This is a genomic window from Prosthecobacter sp. (genome assembly GCF_044232965.1).
Taxonomy (GTDB): Bacteria; Verrucomicrobiota; Verrucomicrobiia; order Verrucomicrobiales; family Verrucomicrobiaceae; genus Prosthecobacter.
The window spans coordinates 110,691-129,875 of the sequence record NZ_JBIIKX010000006.1; the positions used below are offsets into that span (position 1 = coordinate 110,691).

Sequence of the window (19,185 nt, forward strand, 5' to 3'; positions counted from 1 at the left end):
CTCTCCGGCTTTGTAACAAAAACGCCCCGCAATCCCGGTCAGGCCGCCTTGCGCTCGATACGCTTGCGCATGAGCGGGGCGCGCTCGCCTTTGACGACGCCTTCGTTGATGGTCACGCCGCGCACATCCAGACGGCTCGGCACGTCATACATGACGTCGAGCATGATGCGCTCAAAAATGCTGCGCAGGCCGCGCGCACCGGTGCCGCGTGAGACAGCCTCCTTCGACATGGCGAGCATGGCATCGCGGGTGATGGAAAGCTCCACGCCGTCCATGTTCATGAGCTTGGCGTACTGCTTGATGAGGGCGTTTTTCGGCTCGGTGAGCACCCGCATGAGTTCCTGCTCGGTCAGCGCCTCCAGGGCGCAGACCACGGGCAGACGACCGATGAACTCGGGGATCAAACCAAACGACAGCAGGTCTTCCGGCTCCACACCCTGGCGGACTTTGGCGGCTTCGATGGCTGGCATCTCATGGGTGCCGACAAAGCCCATGGTCTTGCGGCCACGGCGACGCTCGACGATTTTGTCGAGTCCCACGAAGGCTCCGCCGCAGATGAACAGGATGTTTTCCGTGTTCACCTGGATGTACTCCTGCTGCGGATGCTTGCGCCCGCCCTGCGGCGGCACGTTGCAGGTGGTGCCTTCAATGATTTTCAGCAGCGCCTGCTGCACGCCTTCGCCAGAGACATCACGCGTGATGCTGACGTTTTCGGTCTTGCGGCCGATCTTGTCGATCTCGTCGATGTAAATGATGCCGATCTCCGCCCGCGCCACATCGTAGTCGGCGGCCTGAAGCAGGCGCAGGACGATGTTCTCCACATCCTCGCCGACGTAGCCGGCTTCTGTAAGTGTGGTGGCATCGGCGATGCTGAAGGGCACGTTCAAAATGCGCGCCAGCGTCTTGGCCAGCAGCGTCTTGCCGCAGCCAGTGGGGCCGAGGAGCAGCACGTTGCTCTTTTCGATCTCGACATCGTGCGGATCAGGCAACGCGGCGGTGATTTTCTTCTGCGCCCCGCCGTTGCGGGCGGCCTGCTGCTGGGAGTGCAGGATGCGCTTGTAATGATTGTGGACGGCGACGCTGAGCACCTTCTTCGCATGCGGCTGGCCGATGACATGTTGGTCGAGCAGCGCGGCGATGTCCGCCGGGCGCGGCACCAGCAGCGAAGGGCTGCCGCCTTCCGCGTCGTTGGAGGCCTCCTTGTCGAGGATGTTTTTGCAGACGTGGATGCAGTTGTCACAAATGTACACGCCCGGCCCGGCGATGAGTTTTTTCACCTCCGCATGGCTTTTGCCGCAGAAGGAACAAAGAGTGACGTTGGAGCCGCGTGCCATGATTTGAATGAGATAGGTGAATGTCGCACGGAAGCGTGTCGCACGTCAAGGTGGCGCTTCAATAGTACGCAAAACAACCCGTCCATGGTCATCGCTCCCATAAACAGCATGGAACTGGATCTCGGCCACGGGTTGCTCCATCAAAAAATGCTCTTCCACCGCCAGCGAGGGCTTTCGATCTTTCAGCATCCTCCATTCGTCCCAGACTGTGATCCCCAGGCCATGAATCACCGCGCCCGGCGGCACGGCAGTATCGTCCATCACCCACGCCTGCGGCACGATGGTCCTGAGTTCGTCGAAATGATGCTGCCGCAGTTCCTGCCGCCAAAAGCTGCGCAATGCGGGCAGATGCAACAAGGCGCGCTCCAAAGGCATGCCCGGCAGATCATTCGGGCCGCCTTGCAGCCAGATCTGGTCCAGCATCAGGCCAAAACTCAGACGTAGTTCCGCAGCCTGCACCCTCGTCCGCTCCCCAGCCCCCCAAAGATCTAAAAAGTCAGCCAGCGCACCAGGAAGGCGCTGTTTGACCAAACGTCGGCCGAGCACCTCGCGTGCGGCAGCCCAGCGTGTGACCCGATAACCAGCCGACTCCACCGCAGCACGGCAGCGCGGGGAAACAAATTCGGGATCGGTGAAAGTCATGAGTGAGCTTTTTTAGCCGCAGTCTTGCCTTAAGCATAACGAGAGATTGCACCTGTTGGTTACTTATGGTAATTATAGACCTGTGTTGAGCATTCACCCCCAGCCCTCTCTCATTTTCCCTGCCCCACCCAAACAGGTTAGGGGCTTTTCCTTGATCGAGGTGCTGGTCGTCATCGCCCTGCTCGGCGTCCTCAGCGGTGTCTTGATCGGCTGGTATGCCAGTTATCACCATGAGGTGATCCAAAAAGTCACCCGCCAGCGCAACGCTCAGGAAATCGTCTCCATCGGCGTCTGTGCCACGATGGGGGGCGCGAACTTCGTGGTGCCGGGAGACAAGCGGGCGACCATCGAAAATCTGATCAACGGCACCATCGGCCAAACGGGATTGTGGAAGGGCAAAGTCTTCCGCCTCACCAGTCTGGAGCCTGCGGCACTGCCGGGCGCTCTCGAATATGTGTCGTTCGATGCCAACTTGCTGCTCTACGAGCCGTCGGGCGGTCAGCTATAGTCAGTCCGCTTTCACTTCCAAACTCAGCGTCGGCAGTAGTTTCGACGCCTGCGTAGCGTCCTGTGCTGCGGGTTCATCAGGAAAGATCACCACGATCTCGCGAATGCCGCCCTTCTCGTAATTTTTTTGCTCCTTGAGCACCCACTGCTGCACAAACTTCGCCACCGACTGCCGCGCCGCCTCGCGCACGGTGCGTATTTTCCCAGGTGCGGTCGCCCGGCGCTCAAGCACCGCCGTCATGCCCTTTTCTAGCTCGGCCAGGCTTTCCACCGCGTTGAAGCGCAGCCAGCCCGCCGCTGATTTTTTCTCCACCGTCTCGGTGCGGATCGCCGGCGGCTGTGAAGGGCGCACGGCCGGGGCCACAACCACACAGCGCCCGTTTTCCACATTCAGCCGCCAATCGTCCGAGAGCTTCAAATGATAGCGATACACCACCATCGCCCGGATTTCCGACTCCGTAGTGCCGAGGTAAACCACATCGAAGAGCGTCTTGGAATCAAACCGCGTGATCGTCTCCTCCGTGTCCAGCACCGCCAGCTCCAGCACATCCCCGTTCGTCGAGGTGATGCGTTTGATGTTCTCACGAAAAGCTTCGGTGATCGTCTGCTTCTGAAAATTCTCCGCCAGCCACTTCATGCCGAAGCCTGAGTCCACCACCTTCCACACCACAATCCCGCCGATGATCAGCGCCGCCAGAAACGTCAGCATCAGCGTCATGAGACAACCTGATCTTCGGCGTGGAGCGTTCGGGGTGACGGCGTTCGGATCAGACATGGGACAGCATGATAACGCAGCAACCATGCCGCAACCGCCGCAGGCTGCCAAACACGAATCCGCCTAAAACCATGCCTTGACGCACGCAAGCCCTCGCCGCCACACTGCCGCCGCATGAAGCGCTCCTTCACCTCACCCGTCGTGCTGCTCGCCTGTCTGGCAGTTTTTTCCACCGCCACTGCCCAGCAACCCGCTCCCGCCGGTGCTCCGGCCCAGCCCACCAAGGAGCAGCAGGAGGCGGAGATGAAACAGGTGCTCGCCGAAATCGAGTCCTTCGGCTGGACCCGCAAAGGCACCGGCAAGCTCGGCGACAAGGCGCAGATCTTCATCCCCAACGGCTACCGCTTCACCGAGGGCGAGGGTGCCCGCAAACTGAAGCAGATCTTTGGCAATCCGCCCTCCGACATTGAACTCGGCGTCCTCACCACCGAGGGCATCGGCCACTGGATTCTCTTCGAGTTCGAGGAATCCGGCTATGTGAAGGACGATGAAAAGGACAAGATCGACGCCGACGCGCTGCTCAAAAGCATGAGCGAAGGCCAGGCCGCCGCCAACGAACGCCGCAAAGAGATGGGCATGACCGAGTTGGTGCTCGACGGCTGGGCCGTGCCGCCACGCTACAACACCAAGACCAACAACCTCGAGTGGGCGCTGCGCGTGAAGTCCCTTCCCGACGGCGGCGTCTCCGTGAACTACAACACCAAGCTCCTCGGCCGCAAAGGGGTGATGAGCGCCAAGCTCATCTGCGATCCCGAGGAACTGCAGTCCCTGCTGCCGCAATACGAGCAGATCATCGCCGGTTACAGTTACATCGACGGCGAGCGCTACGCCGAGTTCCGCGAGGGTGATCAGGTCGCGAAATACGGCCTCACCGCGCTCATCGCCGGCACCGGAGCCTTTGCGGCGGCCAAGATGGGCCTGTTTGCGAAGCTCGGCGTGTTTTTCGCCAAACTGGGCAAAGGCGCGATCCTCATCGTCATCGGGGTGCTCGCCGGATTGAAAAAACTGCTCGGCAAACTCTTCGGCGCGCGCCAGCCTCCGCCCGCAGTCTAGCGCATGACCGACGGCCAGACGCTTTTCGCGGTCTTCGCACTGCTGTATCTCATCGAGTGCCTGCGCCTCGTGCCCTCCGCCGCATGGATGGCCGCAGGCGGGGAAAAATCGCGCTGGGGTGTGGTTCGGCCCTGGTCGCGTTTGCAGATCGCCAGCGGCTCACCGCTGCTGCTTTCCGCCTTGCCTCCGCATCAGGCACACACATTCGGCCTGCCGTGGTTGTTCGTGCCAGAGCTGGAGGCGCTGCGTGTGCGGCTGACCGACAGCCAATGCGTGTCCATCGCCTGGGATAAACTCGCGCCGCAGGCCGAGCAATCCACGCTGCATCTCGATGCCGCCACGCGTCTGCGGCTGAACTCACCCGTTCAGGCGCAGCTCTGGGCGCAGCGTCTTACCGACTGGCGTGACTTGACGCCCGAGCAACGTCACAGCGCCTTCCTCAAGCACGCTCACGCCACACTCGACACCCAAGCCGCCGCCAAAACTGCTACCCGCAGCGCAGAACGCACCAAGTCTATGCGCTTGGTCGCCAGCATCCTCTTCGTCTGGTGCTTCGGCGTCATCAGCGTGATCTACCATCGTTTTGGCGATGGCTTCATCGTCCTCGCCGCTGCCGGTGTGCTCCTGCTCGTGCAGTTCATCCAGTCCTGGCTTTTTCTCCGCGTCACACGCGGCATGCAGCCCGGCATTCCTCACCGCCGCTGGCGGGCGCTCGGCATCGCCTTCCTGCCCCAGCTCGCCTTGCGCGCCGCAGATGCGGTCAGCCTTGCGGATGATGATGAACCGCCCCATACCCTCGCCTGGAGCGGCCTCATCAAAGACGACATCTGGCTTGAATCTGCCCGCCGTTTATGGCGCGAAGCCCGCTACACACCTGGCTGGTCACAAAACGAAACACTGCCCGTCGAAGCCGAGGCCCTGCAAGCCTTCTTCCACCGCGAAGGCATCGCCGAAACCGACTACGACCCGCCGCCCGCATCAAAACTGCCCGTCTGTCCCCGCTGCGGTGCCGAGTTCCAAACCCACATCACCACCTGCTCCAGTTGCGGCGGCGTGGAACTCCGCTCCCCGGCTGCTTGATGTAAAACGAGTTTTCCAACTCGTTCTACCTACCCCGCGCAAGCCACACGCCCAGCACCGCCACCACCATGCCGATGAGCGAAAGGCCGGTCAGTGTCTCGCCAAAGATGCCCCAGGCCATGAGCGCCGTGACCGCAGGAACGGTGTAAAACAGGCTCGCCACATTCACCGCAGTGCCGCTGCGGATCAGATGATTGAGAAGACTGATTGCACCAATGGAAAGCACCAGCGCCACCCACAGCAGCGCGAAGACAAACTGCCCGCTCCATTCCACACGCATCGTCTCCGTGGTCAGCGCCAGCACCCCCGTCACCACCAAACTCGCCGCATACTGCACCACCGTGCTCGTACGCAAGTCAAAAGCCGGGCAATGCCGCTTCTGCCACATCGTCCCTGCCGTGATGCCGATCAGCGCCGCGATGGCGGGCACCGTCATCATGAAAGTCAGCCCGCTGCCCGTCTTGTGCGCCACCACGAACGCCGTGCCGACGAACCCGAGCACCAGCCCGCCCCATTGACGCGGCAGCACACGCTCACCGAGCGCCACACCGGCGAACGCCGCCGTGAAAAGCGGCTGCATCGACACGATCAGACTCAAAATCCCCGCCGGCAGCCCCAGCCGCAGCGACCACACACAGCCGCTCAGGTAAAGCGCATGAATCAGCAGCCCCGCAAAGGCCACATGCAGCATCTGGCCCTTCCCCTGCGGCCACGGTGCCCGCGAAACAAGCGCGATGGGCACCAGGATCACCAGCACGATGCAGTACCGCATCGTCAAAAACGTAAAAGGCTCCGCATACGGCACACCGAGCTTCGATCCGATGAACCCGCTGCTCCATAGCAGCACGAAGAGCCACGGAATGGCCGCCGTCCATCGTGAGGTGCGAAGCGTGGTACTCATGCGTCACCATCCTCCTTTAACTCTCGGTCATGGTTGGACGGCCGGTTCACCGATTTAGCTCACGAGCGAGAGATTGGGATCCACATCCGCCTCCAGAGGCGAGGTGTGGCCGGTGTTGAAGCGCTGCACGGCGGCAAAGGCGATCATGCCGGCATTGTCGGTGCATAGATCTGGCCGTGCGAGCAGCAGATGCAGCCCGGCTTTGGCACAACGGGCGGTCAAGGCCTCGCGCAGGCCGCGATTGCAGCTTACACCGCCGCTGACGGTGACGAGCGTCTCGCGGCTGCGTTTCGCGGCGAGCACGAGCTTTTCGACGAGCACCTCAATGATGGCCGCCTGCACGCTGGCGCACACATCGGCGAGCACCTGCTCATTTTTCACATTGAGCTTTGGCAGCTCATAAAGCACGGCGGTTTTCAGACCGCTGAAGCTGAACTCCAGGCTGGCACCGTCGAGAAAGCTGCGGGGAAAGGCGAAGGCGGCCGGATCGCCCCGCTGCGCGAGTTTATCGATCTCCGGGCCGCCAGGATACGGCAGGCCGAGCATTTTGGCGACCTTGTCAAAGGCCTCACCCGCCGCGTCATCACGCGTGCGGCCGAGCAGCTCATAGCGGCCCACTTCATGCACACGCACGAGCATCGTGTGGCCGCCGCTGACGATGAGCGCCACGCAAGGCCGCACCGGACCGTTGTCATTCATGAAAGGCGAGAGCAGATGCCCCTCCATGTGATTCACCGCGAGGAAGGGCTTGTTTTCCGCGACAGAGAGCGCCTTGGCCATGGACGTCCCGATCAGCAGTGAACTCACCAACCCGGGGCCGCTGGTGGCGGCAAAGGCGGTCACATCACCCAGTGTTTTTCCCACATCAGCCAGCACCTGCGCCACCAGCGGCCGCACATGCAGGATGTGGTTTCTCGACGCCACCTCCGGCACCACGCCACCATACTGCCGGTGGATCTCAATTTGTGAGGCGATGCGGCTGGCGAGCAGCCTGCCATCCAGCGTGCAGATTGCAGCAGCCGTCTCATCGCAGGAAGATTCGAGAGCCAGCAGGCAAGGCTGGTCGCTGGATGCAGAATGCTGGGTGCTGGACATTGGATGTTGAGGAGATGCTGCCATCCAGGATCAAGCATCCAGTATCCGGCATCTAGTAAAAGAGAAGCCGCCGTCCCCCGGTTGGGTGGGAAACGGCGGCGTGGATCTATTTCCTGTCAGGATTAGTGCTTGTGACCAGACTTGCAGCAGGCCTTGCCGTCTTTCGAGCAGCAGGCAGCCTTGGCCTTGGAGTCACAGGTGGCACATTCTTTCTTCGTGGCGCAGGATGCGAGAAGCACCATGGAGGCCGCGAGCAGAACAGTAGCAGAACGAATCATAATTGATCAGGTATGGTTAGAACAAATCACCGCGTGTGGCGGTGGATCAATTACTTGCTGACAACCGGCGGCGGCGGCGGCGGGGGAGGAGTCTGCTGGCAGGAGCTAAGGACGGCGGAAGCCGCGATGAGTGTAAGGATAGCGATTTTCATGTGTGTGTGTGGGTGTTAACCAGTTTGTTAAGTCCCCATCCACCAGACTCCTGGCAGCGGGATTTTTCGAGATTAACGACAACTTCTGTCTTTGCAAACAGCCAAATGCATTCTCTGCGAAAACTCGCAAAGGAGGCTCAGAAACGGGAAAATTTCGAGGTTGCCAGAAGTTTAGGCCGCCAAATCAGCCATAAGGGCCGTTCGCACCGAGCCCATACGCCGAACCAACGACCTCCCCGTCTGCCGCCTCAAAGTAAATCCGCAACGGTCGGCAACACACCTCGCAGTCGTAGTCCACATCGCACGGCACCTCATCAAACGATGGGGTGGGCACGTCGAACTCTTGGAAACAGCTCGGGCAGGCGACGGGGGTGGTGTGCATCCGTGATGTGAAACGACTCAGCATCGCCAGCAAGCGCATCTTTCCAACAGCCTGGCTAAATTCGGCTTATGAACCCCTCCGGCAACCCCATGCCAATGAGTCAGCATTTCCGCTCATCGCCAAATGAGGGGAACCTGCGCAAGGGATCAGCCTGGACGAAAACGCCCGGCAGCTCTCCTGCTGTTCCTCAAACATGGAACCAGGCGATGACGCGCCCTCAATGTGACAGAGTGACCGTGACGCCAGGACGATCCTTTTTGAAGGCATCCGCCGCAGCTTGCGTGGCGGCAGACGACACCAACTTGAGTGTCTTGAGCTTGGGAAGGTCCAGAAAGTGAGCGAAGGCCGCGTCTGTGATGCCCTTGCCTCTCACGGTGAGATTCTCCAAACCGGGTGCTCCCGAGAGTGCGGCATAGTCAGCGTCCCTGGCCTCGCACCAAACGAGCGTCTGGAGGTTTGTGAGCTTGGCCAGTTCTTTCAATCCCTTGACCGTGCAGGAACTGCTGGGGACATCCAAATTGAAGATTTTCAATCCCGGCAGCGCGGCAGCGATCTCCTTGATGCTTTCATCCTTGGGATCGGCACCGGCTGAAAAACTCAGCTCCACCAGTCGGCCATTGGCCGCTTTGAGCGCGGCAAAGCTGGGGCCATTGAAGTCCGTTGGATTGGCAAAAGACAGCTTCGTGAGTTTGGGCAGGCGGGCGATGAATCTCATCAACTCGACGCCGGGCGACGTGGCGTCCAATTCGATGGATTCCAGAGCAGGCAGCGTGGCAATGGGAGCAAAGCGGCTCTGGCTGGCTCGATCAAGCGGTGGGAACTGCACCGAGGTCAACTGCGTGAGGGACGCGATGGCCTCGGCGCCTTTGGCGGACAGACGCCCGTTTCCATGCACCCGGAGTGTGCGCAGTTTGGGCAGGCGGCTCAACGCTTCGAACCCCTCTCCGCTGAAATCTGACAAACGAACGCGCAGGGAGTCCAGCGCCTTCAGATCGGTCAGTCGAAGGATCTCTTTCTCAGCCACACCGTCTTTGGCCTGGACATGTATTTTCGTCAGCTTCGACAAACCGGCGAGCGGCGCGAGGCTGGTGATTTTCAAGCGATCACCTTCGGCAGTAACATCCTCAAGCGCGGGAAGGATGGATAACATCGTGAAGTCATCATCCGTGACGTCCATTTTCAAACCGGGCCCGATGGAAACGAGGGTGACCTCAAAGGGCTCCGGAGGCAAGTCGGCAAGCGCGTGAACGCCCTGCTTCTTGTCATTCACCCGAACCTCAACTTTGCCACCCAGATTGTACACCCACTCAATAACGGACTGCTTCGTGGTGCCCTTGGGAATCTTGGCGGGCTTGGAAGGCGCTATCGCCATCGGAGCAGGCCCGTTGGCGGCAGGGGGCGTCGGCGTCGGCTTTGGAGCAGCACTAACGATCGGTGCGGCGCCTCCAGACGCTGGCTGAAAACGCGACGCCGCGAGTTCGTCGCGTTTAGATTTGACCATTACAGCGTCATCCAGACGCTGCTGCTGCGTGAGTTCCTTCTGATAGGCGTCGAGCAACTGATCACGGCGGTCATAATAAGGTTTCGTCTTGGTTTCACGATCCTGCTCGAGCTGCGCGAGGGACGCACGATAAGTGCCGCGCAGATTCTTGAGTGTTTCGGGCACAGAATCCAGATCCGCCGTCGGCAGCCGTCCTTTGTCTCTCACACGCTGCGCCTCCTCCCTCAATTTCAAAGCCTCATCAAGGGTGCCCTTTTGGGTGGCCGCGTTCAAAGCACGATTGACCGCCGCGAGATATTTGCTGTCGAGATCAGCCACCGCAATCTTATGGGCGGTCAAGATGTCACGCTCGTAGGCCGTCTGGAACTGGACCTCAATCTGCTCCATGCGGGCGGCCACATCGCCAGTCGGCGTGGCGGGCTTCGGAGTCTGTGAGGAAGGAGTCGAAGTGGCGCTCTGCCCTGCCACCTGGGCAAGACTGCCTTTTTCAAACGGATTGGGGGGCACCACCCAAAGCATGAGACCCGACTTCTCCTGGGTATCATAATCAAACCCAAGGTCCAAAGCCGTCCCGACCTTATTCGTCTGCTCAATGAGTTCTGGCGATTTGCCCCAGGCAACCCAGACGCCATCCATGCGCTGAATCGCCGCCATGCCACGGCCGATGCGGATGGCAATGGCGAGCGGAATGTTACCGGGCACCTGGCCGACCTCGTCGGACAAGGATTTGCCCTTTTGGTCTGTGACAAACACTCGCCCTGACGAGGTAAGGAACATCACATGTTTGTCTGCAGCGCGTATGTCTATCACATTGCGGATTTCAGCAGGAAAGTTAGTCACCGTGCCATCCCACGCCTGCCACCCTTGGACCACCGCGCCGGGCTTGGCAGAAAAATAGGTGTCTTCAATGCCGCTCAAAGCCCGCGCTCCCTTGAAAAAATCCTCTGGCGGGCGGTGTTCCTCCCCCGTCCACTTTTTGGCCACGAGAATCTCACCGTCCAATCCGAGAGTGATCAGGTGGTTGCCGATGTTAACCGCCGCCGCCGCATCCTTGTGGGCCATGTCAGGACGATGCTGCGAGCCACCACCCCAGAGGTTCCGGAAACTCGCGTCGTTCGCCATCAGCATGCTCACCACTCCTCCATGCGTGATGCGACGCGTCATGAACGGCCCGAACGGCTTGGCTGTCGTTGTACCGCCAACCGACGCTCTGCCCCAGCCGACACCATGCGTTTCGCCGTCCGCCCGGCGTACCAGCCAGCCGTCGGGCCTCACCGCCAGTTCGATCACATCGTTGAACTCCTCGGCACGCCCTTTCTCAATCACGCCATGGGGCCCCGAGCCAAAGAACTGAACCTTCCCACCCGCCTGACGAACTGAACCTTCCCACCCGCCTGACGGCCAGCAGCAAGCCATGAAGGCATGTTAAAGGATGACGGAACTGCGGCGCGAATTGTCTCGCTTGGATTGGCATTCTTCTTCGAGGAGGGCGGGACGCTGCTCCCCGCCGCTGCGGCTTGTGGCCTCGCTTGGGTTGCTTCCGTCAGCAAGTTTTCATCATGATCGGAGGCAGGCTCCGCGCTCATTTGATCTGCGGATCCACCAGCGGGCGCGAATGCCAGCCATCCGATGCCGCCTAGAACGACGGGCACCAGCAGCAAGGCCGCGACCGCTCCCAGATTGAGTTTTCTCGGGCTCTCTCTTGCTGGCGGAGGGGCCGTCCAGGCCGGTGTGGAAGACTTGGATCCTTGGCTGTGAACAACGGTGCGCTTGGGCTCTGCCAGGCCTTGCTTCACCATCGGAGAGACTTTCACAAAAGGTGTGGTGAGAATCTCGTCCAAGTCCTGGCGGATGTTCAACGCGCTCTGATACCTCTCCTGCGGATCCATCTGGATCGCCCTCTCCACGATCGCATCAAAGCGCGGGTCGATTCCCGGCACCTGGATCGACGGCGGCTTGAAGGCTCCGCGTGGAAGCTGTCCGGTGAGCATCTGGTAGAGCATGATGCCCACGGCATAAAGGTCCGCCCGGGCATCCACCTGAGATCCCAGCATCAGCGCCTCCGGTGCCACAAAATCAGGAGTTCCCAGCGCCATGCCAGACTGGGTGATGCCGTGCTGGCCAGGTTCATCGAACTTGGCCAGACCAAAGTCAGCCACCTTGACCTGCCCCTGACGGTTGATCAAAACATTCGCCGGCTTGATGTCACGATGCACGATTCCAGCCGCGTGTGCCGCCGACAGCGCATCACAAACATGCGCGGCAATGGACAGTGCATGTTCCGGCTTCAATCGTCCTTGGCTCGCCACCATCCGCGAGATGTCCGTGCCATCGACATACTCCATGACGATGTATAACTGGCCCGCATTGGTGCGGCCAAAATCAAAAACCGCCACAATCGCAGGGTGCAGCAGCCTTCCCATGATCTTTGCCTCGTTCTTAAATCGCTCGGTGAAACTGGCATCCTGCTGGTCGATCCCCGGCGGCAAAATCTTGATCGCCACGGGTCGTTCCAGGCTGTTTTGGATTCCTTTGTACACCGCCCCCATGCCCCCGCGTCCGATCAAGCATTCCACCGTGTATCCTGGCAGGATCGCCTCCAGTTCCGCAGCCGTTGGCGGCTCCCATCGCCAATGACCGCCCGTTGTGCGCGGAGGCATCTCCTGGGATGAAATAGGCGAGTCAGACATGGCTTGGAACTCCTGTGCAAATACCAGGACTAGGTACTAGCAGGGCGCTGACATTCTTGGCAAGCATGGATTTTCTAGGCGAGAGCCTCCACATGCCATAATCAATGCTGCCAGCGTCTCGGAATCCACACCCAACACCATCAGAGCAGGCTGCCGTGAGGCGACCTCACTTTAGACCACTCAAAAACGCGATCACATCCGCCGCTTCCTGCTCGGTCATGGCTTGGAGCAGACCTTCCGGCATCAGGGACATGGGTTCGACTTTCTGGCTGCGGATTTGAGAGCGCTCAAAGGTCTGCGGCTGACCGGTGGGGAGCTTGAGTGTCACGGCGGTGTCACCCGGATTCACGACAAAGCCGGTTTGTACGCTGCCGTCCTTCAAGGTCAGCATCCAAGTCTCATAGCCTTTCGCGATGGCCTTGGACGGCTGGTGAAGGCTTTCAAGAATCTGCTCGCGTGTCAAGCGTGCGCCTACCTTGCTCAATTCGGGGCCAAAATCACGTCCTATGCCGTTGACGATGTGGCAGGCGAGGCAGGCGGCCATTTTGCCAGTCATGCTGACAAGTTCAGCGCCACGTTTCACATCGCCCTTCACCGCGAGGAGCTTCTTGGCGTCGAAATTCATGCCGAGCGTCTTCACGCGTTGGCCGTGTGGCAGGAAGCGCTCGAAGTAGCTGGCGATCTCGGGATTCGGGTGTTTGGCAAGAGCTGGGTCGAGCTTAGCCTCGTTTTTCGCGATGGCATTCGCGAACAGAAGCGCGTCGGATGGCGACTCGACTTCGGAGGGGCGACGACTCGTCGCCTCTCCCAATATCCAATCCCACAACACGCGAAAGCCATGCGGATCGACCTCACGGGCACCAATCATCGGCATGTGGCCATTGCCGCTTCTTGCGATGCGAGCCAGCAACACGCTCTGCTCCGGTTTGCCCGATGAAATGACGCGTGCGTCAGTGAGAGCAAGATCACCGCGCACCGGCTTCTCATTCAGCATCATTGTCTCAGATGTGGGCAAATCCGCGTTCACCATGAGCTGCACGCTACCGCCGCCGTGGCGGCGGTGGCAATGCGCACAATTCGCGTGGAGCCAGGAGCGGGCTTTGGCTTCGAGATCAGCCTTGTCATCGCGACGGGAGACGAGCCGGTTCTTCAGGCGCTCGATGAAAGGGCCGTTGAAGAGTTCGGCGGCTTCTTCGGGTTTCTTGCCGCTGATGCTGACGAGCTGATCAGGCTGAAAGCCGAGCGCGAAGCCGCTCCAGTTGTTGTGGCAGCGGGCACATTCGGCCCGGCCGTGGATGCGCCAGGGCTGTTTGTCGATCGTGAACTCCGCGCCGTCAGCGCCGACGAGTTCGGCATCGGTGCCCTGGTCGTTCCAGCGGTAGGAATAGCCATTCCAGGTTTCGCCATCGAAGTGCAGCACCTGGGTTTCGATTTTCGTCTTCAAAGTGATCGTGCGGGCCAAGACCGACTCGACGGGCCAATCGACTTTGTAGTTCGGCTTTTCCGGCGGGCCGCTGACGGTGGTTTGGATGCGTTTCCCTTCGGGCAAAGCGACAAATCGCTGCGCCTTCGCTCCGTCCTGCCACATCGGCTCGGCGATCTCGAAGGGCAAAACGCCCGCTGCGGGTGTTTGGGCGGTTGTGTCGGTGAAGAGGCCGGTTTCACTGAGTTTGCGCGGAAACTGGCTCGGTTTGCCGACGGCGGGATTTTTCGTGAGGCGGTAGATGCGCGTGTCTTTTTCCCAGTTCATCCAATACACCTCGCCGTCCTCGCTTTGACCGAAGCTGACGATCTTGTGCGGTGTGTCGGCGATTTCCTCGCGGCGTGTGACCTGCCTGCCGTCGTGCCAGAGCGCCCAGATTTTTCCCGTCTCGTAGTCGCCGTAGATGTAGGCGTCACGCAGTTCGGGGAAGCGGCTGCCGTGATACACATAGCCGCCGGTGATGCTGGCGGCCTCGGTGTGCGGATGCGCGGCGACGGGCGGGATGATGTCGCCAGGGCCTTTGGTCTCGGGCATGATCGGCTGGCTGGCCTCCATGGCGCTCCAGCCATGATTGCCGCCTTTTGGCACGAGGTGAATCATCTCCCACAGCTCCCAGCCGACATCGCCGCACCACAGGCGGCCTTTGGGGTCGAAGCTGATCTTCCACGGGTTGCGAAAACCGAAGGCATAGATCTCGGGACGCGCGTTCGGCGTCTTGAGAAACGGATTGTCCTTCGGAATGGCATACGCCTTGCCGTTCTCCTCATGATCCACGTCGATGCGCAGGATGGAGGACAAGAAGTCGCTCAAATCCTGACCCGTCTTCAGCGAATCAGGCGGCGAGGGCGCGGTGGCATCGCCAGTGGAGCAGTAAAGCATGCCGTCCGGGCCGAACTGGATGGACGCGCCATTGTGACCGCCGCTTTGCCACGTCAGCAGCACGGTTTCCGACTTCGGATCAATCACCGGCGGCTCCTGCTGCGTGAGCTTGAAGCGGGAGAGCTTGCTGCCGTCCGGCACCTTGTCGCCATAGACATAGGTGATGAAGACGAGGCCGTTTTCCCGCCATTTCGGGTGGAACGCGACGCCGTAGGCATAATTCAGCGCAGGATGATCAGGCTTGAGGTCGATGAGCAGATCCTTCGATGCCGCGTCCGGGCCGTCCTTGAAGCTCCAGATCTTGCCGCCCTTCTCCACCGCCACAAAACGATTCCCCCCTGGCACAGCGATCATCTCCAGCGCGTCATTGAGCGCGATCTGCGCGAAGACCTGCTCGGGCACATACGGCTTCGGCGCTTCCGGTGAGCCGTGGATGCGGGAGGTCGTCCACTGGGCATGAGAACTTGCGGCCAGCACGCAAAACAAAAATAAGCGTATCATCCGTGCATCATGGAATGAGCGCCGGGCATTCGCCAAGCCTGAAATTGCCTGGGAGGCGGCCCGCCAGGGGTTCCCTGCAAAAATTCGTCATTCCACATTCGACATTTGATTCACTCCGTTCACCCTTTCGGGCCGCTTCGCGGCCTGTCTCGCTTCGCTCGGCTGCCATTCTTTCCCCTCAGTTCCACCTCAACCCAACCACACACACGCCATGCCACGTCCCGTCACCCTCTTCACCGGCCAGTGGGCCGATCTTTCCTGCGACACCATGATCCAGAAGGCCATGGCCTTCGGCTATGACGGCGTCGAACTCGCCTGCTGGGGCGACCACTTTGAAGTGGAAAAGGCCGACCAGGCCTACTGCGATGCCAAGCGCGCGAAACTCAAAGCCGCAGGCATGCAATGCCACGCCATCTCCACCCACCTCGTCGGCCAGGCCGTGTGCGACAACATCGACGCCCGCCATGCGCAGATCCTCTCGCCCGCGATCTACGGCGACGGCAATCCCGAAGGCGTCCGCCAGCGTGCCGCCGAGGAACTCATCAAGACCGCCCATGCCGCGAAGCGTTTCGGCGTCAGCGTCGTCAATGGCTTCACTGGCAGCAGCATCTGGCATCTCGTCTATTCCTTCCCGCCGAATCTTCCCGGCCAGATCGACGCTGGTTACGCTGACTTCGCCAAGCGCTTCAAGCCCATCCTCGATGAATACCAGAAGCTCGGCATCCGCTACGCGCTGGAAGTGCATCCCACCGAGATCGCCTTCGACATCGCCAGCGCCGAACGCGCCCTGCAGGCCATCGACTACCATCCCGCCTTCGGCTTCAACTACGACCCCAGCCACTTCGGCTATCAGGGCGTCGATTATGTGAAGTTCCTCTACAAATTCAGCGACCGCATCTTCCACGTTCACATGAAGGACGTCTCATGGGGCATCGGTGACGGCACCGCTGGCGTCTTCGGCGGCCACGTCGATTTCCACAAGCCCAGCCGCTATTGGGACTTCAAGTCCGTCGGCCGTGGCAAAATCAACTTCGAGCTCATCATCCGCGCCCTCAACGACATCGAGTACGGCGGCCCGTTGAGCGTCGAATGGGAAGACGGTGCCATGGACCGCGAATTCGGTGCCACCGAATCCGCCGCCTTCGTGAAGAAGATCGACTTCCCACCCAGCAAGATCATCTTCGACGCCCAGTTCGCCGAAGCGAGCAAGTAAAGTGGCCCGCACACTCCGTGTGCGGCATCTTCAACACTCACACGGGCCGGGATCATCTCCCGGCCCGTTTTCTTTTTCACTCCACCGCCTTTCTCAATTCCATCACCGTGCTGATGATGTGCTCTTCGGTCTTGTCACTCCAGCGTGTGGGATGCGTGCCGTAAATCATCGCGCCGCCGCCTTCGTAGCCGCCTTCCTGCCAGATGCGCAGGCTGGGGATGTAGGCCATCACGTCGTTGGTATAGCCGCTAACCCACACGATGGGATCCTTGATGTCCTGTTTGAGGCGCAGCGAGTAATCTACAACGACCTCGCCACCGAGCGTGACCCAGGTGAGGTCGTTGCCGAGGCGTAGTACCTGCACGGGATACGGATAAGTCGTGGGCAGCGGGCCTTCATCGGCGATGCGTTGCAGGACGCGTGTGGCATGCGTGGCCTGCCACTTGTCGGTGGACTTCTGTTCTTCGAGAAGCTGCTCCTTCGTCGGCAGCGTGTCGTAGGCCAGGGGGATCTCGCGATACGCGGCGCGGATTGGCCCTTTGAGCCGCCGCATGTTTGTCGTCAGAGCCGCTTCGACCGATGTGGCGAGTGATTTGCCGTGTGTCTGCGCCAACTCCATCGTGCGACGCGGGTAGGGGTTCTGATCGCCACTGCAACCGTTCGCAAACATCGCGACGGCATCGGGATGCGCCTTCTCCAATTCCTGCTGCGCGTAACCGGCGTAGTCGCCGCTGAACTTCTGATGACCGAGTGTCGTGCAATGACAGGAGTAGCCGAAGATGATGGCAATCTCCTTGCCCTCGGCGCTCGTGGCCTTCAACACGGGGACGGTTTGATCCACCGGGCCGTTGGGATTCGGGAAATTGCTCCAGCCGCCTTTGCCATCCGGCGTGCGGCGGTTCATCGAGACACCGCAGCGGGCGGTGCTGTAATCGAGATGCGCGGACACCGACTTCTGAATCGCATCGCCAATCAAATGCACAATGGTGTCCTCCAGCTTCGCGGTGTATTCCGCCGCCTCCTTCTCACGCAACGCCACATCATCCGCACCGTGAATGCGGCTCGTGCGCAGTTCCGGCCCGCTGTGCGTGTGCGAGGCATTGATGGCGAGGTTTGCTGGCTCGATGCCGTGCTCCTTCTTCACGCGCTCGGCCACGGCGAGGCGAAGATTTCTCGGCACGCCGATCAAATCCATCGTCACCAGCGCAAACTTGGCCCCGGCTTCATCCGTGAGCACAAACGCTTTCGCGAAAAGGTCTAGCTCGACGCCTTCCGAAGGTTTCGTACGTGCCGCGTAACCCGCCATCCACATGGATTTCTCCGGCGTGATCTTCGCTGAAGCCGCACCTGCCTTCCATGCGGGCTTTTCGACCACTGGAGCGGCGGCGATGACAAAAACAGCGAGAAGGAACGGCAGCCAGAGTTTCATGCGGACTACCAAAGCCGCCAGGCCACCAGTTCTTTATCGCTGCGTGCAAATACTCGGTTTCCAGCAAAGGCCGGATGCGCCCAAGTTTTGCCGATGATCTGCCAGCGGGCCAGCTCTTCGCGTTTCTCGGGCTTCAGCGTCACATAAACGAGTTCACCGCTCGCATTGAGCAGCGCGGCGAGATTTTTGGCTTCATCCATCCACACGAGACTCATCTGCGGGTTGCTGTCCTTCGGCGTGAGCGTGTTGTCATCGCTCCAAAGGATTTTGCCGGTCTTCAGCTCGAAGGCTTGCAGGCCGCGTTTCTTGTCGAGCATGTAAACGATGCCGTCTTTCAACAACGGTGCCGACATGAGGCCACAAATCTCAGTTTCGTTCTCCCAGAGCAATTCAGCGCCCGTTCCGAGCCGGAATGCCTTCGCGCCATGCCAGTAACCCGAAACGAGCAGCACACCGTCATGATACAGCGACTGCGCGATGCTGACGCCATACGTGATCTTATAAGGATAGGTCCAGTTCACCGCTCCACTGTCCGGATTGAGGCTCTGCACATGCTCCGGCCCCCAGGCGATGAGCTGCCGCGTGCCTGCATGCGTGATGATCTCCGGCGTGCAGTAACCCGCGCGATCCGGCCCGCCACGCCACGCTTCCTTCCCGCTGTTTTTGTCCAAAGCGATGACGGAACCGTCCTTCGCGCCGACATGCAGCAAAACACGTTCTCCATCAATCACCGGCGAGGCCGCAAAGCCCCAGGTCGGAATCTTGGCACCGCAGGTTTCGACCGTGTTCACCTGCCACAGAATCTTTCCGGTCTTCGCATCAAGACACGACGCCACGCCCGTCGCGCCCAGCGCATACGCCTTGCCATTCAGGATGTTCACCGAGGAGCGCGGCCCCGTGCCATAGTCCATGCTGCCGTAGCTCACCTCCCAGCTCTGCTGCCAGCCCTCCTTGCCCGTCTCCGCATCGAAGCACAGCACCCGCTCCACCTCCTTTGGAGATTTTTGGCGATCCATTACATAAACAAGGCCGTCACTGACTGTCACCCCGCCGAATCCTGCGCCGATTTCAGCTTTCCAAAGCCGCTCCGGCTCCTTCTTTGAGAATTCAGCCGGAATGCCCGCCGGATTCCATCTCCCATCCGCGTTCGTGCCACGCCAACGGGGCCAGTCTTCAGCGGCTGATGCGCTGATCGAAACCAAGAATGCGGTGACAAATATTCTCATGATTTTTTAATACGACCAAGCAACGAAAACTTCGCAACACGATGTCAAGCTAGGCCTCCGACAA

Annotated in this window: 16 protein-coding genes; 4 read left to right on the forward strand and 12 right to left on the reverse strand. The window is 60.3% G+C overall.

Annotated features, from left to right (window positions below; all coding sequences use genetic code 11):
- Window positions 1-38: 38 nt before the first annotated feature.
- Window positions 39-1,334, reverse strand: a complete 1,296-nt coding sequence (clpX, locus tag ACILSI_RS04470; protein ID WP_395720649.1) for an ATP-dependent Clp protease ATP-binding subunit ClpX — start codon at window positions 1,332-1,334, stop codon at window positions 39-41.
- Window positions 1,335-1,379: 45 nt separating this feature from the next.
- Window positions 1,380-1,976, reverse strand: coding sequence for a hypothetical protein (locus ACILSI_RS04475; RefSeq protein WP_395720650.1), 597 nt, complete (start codon window positions 1,974-1,976; stop codon window positions 1,380-1,382).
- Window positions 1,977-2,058: 82 nt separating this feature from the next.
- On the opposite strand from ACILSI_RS04475, the gene ACILSI_RS04480 reads away from it, so the two are divergent.
- Window positions 2,059-2,484, forward strand: a complete 426-nt coding sequence (locus ACILSI_RS04480; protein ID WP_395720651.1) for a type II secretion system protein — start codon at window positions 2,059-2,061, stop codon at window positions 2,482-2,484.
- Here ACILSI_RS04480 and ACILSI_RS04485 read toward each other — a convergent pair whose 3' ends face one another.
- Complete coding sequence (locus tag ACILSI_RS04485; protein WP_395720652.1) at window positions 2,485-3,258, reverse strand: hypothetical protein; 774 nt, start codon at window positions 3,256-3,258, stop codon at window positions 2,485-2,487.
- 114 nt (window positions 3,259-3,372) lie between these two features.
- Here ACILSI_RS04485 and ACILSI_RS04490 point away from each other — a divergent pair, with 114 nt between their 5' ends.
- A complete protein-coding gene (locus tag ACILSI_RS04490; protein ID WP_395720653.1) occupies window positions 3,373-4,311 on the forward strand; it encodes a DUF2167 domain-containing protein in 939 nt (312 codons plus the stop codon).
- A 3-nt stretch (window positions 4,312-4,314) separates the two neighbouring features.
- Entirely contained in the window at window positions 4,315-5,391 is a 1,077-nt protein-coding gene (locus ACILSI_RS04495) for a hypothetical protein (RefSeq protein WP_395720654.1), read from the forward strand.
- A gap of 25 nt (window positions 5,392-5,416) precedes the next feature.
- Here ACILSI_RS04495 and ACILSI_RS04500 read toward each other — a convergent pair whose 3' ends face one another.
- The 7 genes from ACILSI_RS04500 to ACILSI_RS04530 all read right to left on the reverse strand — a co-directional run bounded on the left by ACILSI_RS04500 (window position 5,417) and on the right by ACILSI_RS04530 (window position 15,253).
- Window positions 5,417-6,292 (reverse strand): DMT family transporter, encoded by an 876-nt coding sequence (locus ACILSI_RS04500; RefSeq protein WP_395720655.1) that lies wholly within the window; start codon window positions 6,290-6,292, stop codon window positions 5,417-5,419.
- A gap of 54 nt (window positions 6,293-6,346) precedes the next feature.
- Window positions 6,347-7,387, reverse strand: coding sequence for a tRNA (adenosine(37)-N6)-threonylcarbamoyltransferase complex transferase subunit TsaD (gene tsaD / locus ACILSI_RS04505; protein ID WP_395720656.1), 1,041 nt, complete (start codon window positions 7,385-7,387; stop codon window positions 6,347-6,349).
- 122 nt (window positions 7,388-7,509) lie between these two features.
- Complete coding sequence (locus ACILSI_RS04510) at window positions 7,510-7,665, reverse strand: hypothetical protein (protein ID WP_395720657.1); 156 nt, start codon at window positions 7,663-7,665, stop codon at window positions 7,510-7,512.
- Between the two features lie 336 nt (window positions 7,666-8,001).
- Window positions 8,002-8,199 (reverse strand): hypothetical protein, encoded by a 198-nt coding sequence (locus ACILSI_RS04515; protein WP_395720658.1) that lies wholly within the window; start codon window positions 8,197-8,199, stop codon window positions 8,002-8,004.
- 217 nt (window positions 8,200-8,416) lie between these two features.
- Window positions 8,417-11,026, reverse strand: coding sequence for a leucine-rich repeat domain-containing protein (locus ACILSI_RS04520; RefSeq protein ID WP_395720659.1), 2,610 nt, complete (start codon window positions 11,024-11,026; stop codon window positions 8,417-8,419).
- Window positions 11,023-12,390: a serine/threonine-protein kinase gene (locus tag ACILSI_RS04525; RefSeq protein WP_395720660.1), complete on the reverse strand. Its 1,368-nt coding sequence runs from the start codon at window positions 12,388-12,390 to the stop codon at window positions 11,023-11,025. The genes ACILSI_RS04520 and ACILSI_RS04525 overlap by 4 nt, the downstream gene beginning before the upstream one ends.
- Before the next feature lie 166 nt (window positions 12,391-12,556).
- The gene (locus ACILSI_RS04530) at window positions 12,557-15,253 is read right to left on the reverse strand and encodes a PQQ-dependent sugar dehydrogenase (protein WP_395720661.1); all 2,697 of its coding nucleotides are present in this window, start codon (window positions 15,251-15,253) and stop codon (window positions 12,557-12,559) included.
- A 211-nt stretch (window positions 15,254-15,464) separates the two neighbouring features.
- Between ACILSI_RS04530 and ACILSI_RS04535 the strand changes: the two genes are divergently transcribed.
- Window positions 15,465-16,466 (forward strand): sugar phosphate isomerase/epimerase family protein, encoded by a 1,002-nt coding sequence (locus ACILSI_RS04535; RefSeq protein WP_395720662.1) that lies wholly within the window; start codon window positions 15,465-15,467, stop codon window positions 16,464-16,466.
- 76 nt (window positions 16,467-16,542) lie between these two features.
- Here ACILSI_RS04535 and ACILSI_RS04540 read toward each other — a convergent pair whose 3' ends face one another.
- Window positions 16,543-17,895, reverse strand: coding sequence for a neutral/alkaline non-lysosomal ceramidase N-terminal domain-containing protein (locus ACILSI_RS04540; RefSeq protein WP_395720663.1), 1,353 nt, complete (start codon window positions 17,893-17,895; stop codon window positions 16,543-16,545).
- A gap of 5 nt (window positions 17,896-17,900) precedes the next feature.
- Window positions 17,901-19,121 carry a PQQ-binding-like beta-propeller repeat protein gene (locus tag ACILSI_RS04545; protein ID WP_395720664.1) on the reverse strand — a complete coding sequence of 407 codons (1,221 nt, stop codon included), beginning with the start codon at window positions 19,119-19,121 and terminating at the stop codon, window positions 17,901-17,903.
- Window positions 19,122-19,185: the final 64 nt, after the last annotated feature.

Coding starts and splice junctions, on each gene's coding strand:
- clpX (WP_395720649.1), bottom strand. CDS start 1,334: ATGGCACGCGGCTCCAACGTCACTCTTTGTTCCTTCTGCGGCAAAAGC.
- ACILSI_RS04475 (WP_395720650.1), bottom strand. CDS start 1,976: ATGACTTTCACCGATCCCGAATTTGTTTCCCCGCGCTGCCGTGCTGCG.
- ACILSI_RS04485 (WP_395720652.1), bottom strand. CDS start 3,258: ATGTCTGATCCGAACGCCGTCACCCCGAACGCTCCACGCCGAAGATCA.
- ACILSI_RS04490 (WP_395720653.1), top strand. CDS start 3,373: ATGAAGCGCTCCTTCACCTCACCCGTCGTGCTGCTCGCCTGTCTGGCA.
- ACILSI_RS04495 (WP_395720654.1), top strand. CDS start 4,315: ATGACCGACGGCCAGACGCTTTTCGCGGTCTTCGCACTGCTGTATCTC.
- ACILSI_RS04500 (WP_395720655.1), bottom strand. CDS start 6,292: ATGAGTACCACGCTTCGCACCTCACGATGGACGGCGGCCATTCCGTGG.
- tsaD (WP_395720656.1), bottom strand. CDS start 7,387: ATGTCCAGCACCCAGCATTCTGCATCCAGCGACCAGCCTTGCCTGCTG.
- ACILSI_RS04510 (WP_395720657.1), bottom strand. CDS start 7,665: ATGATTCGTTCTGCTACTGTTCTGCTCGCGGCCTCCATGGTGCTTCTC.
- ACILSI_RS04515 (WP_395720658.1), bottom strand. CDS start 8,199: ATGCACACCACCCCCGTCGCCTGCCCGAGCTGTTTCCAAGAGTTCGAC.
- ACILSI_RS04525 (WP_395720660.1), bottom strand. CDS start 12,390: ATGTCTGACTCGCCTATTTCATCCCAGGAGATGCCTCCGCGCACAACG.
- ACILSI_RS04530 (WP_395720661.1), bottom strand. CDS start 15,253: ATGATACGCTTATTTTTGTTTTGCGTGCTGGCCGCAAGTTCTCATGCC.
- ACILSI_RS04535 (WP_395720662.1), top strand. CDS start 15,465: ATGCCACGTCCCGTCACCCTCTTCACCGGCCAGTGGGCCGATCTTTCC.
- ACILSI_RS04540 (WP_395720663.1), bottom strand. CDS start 17,895: ATGAAACTCTGGCTGCCGTTCCTTCTCGCTGTTTTTGTCATCGCCGCC.
- ACILSI_RS04545 (WP_395720664.1), bottom strand. CDS start 19,121: ATGAGAATATTTGTCACCGCATTCTTGGTTTCGATCAGCGCATCAGCC.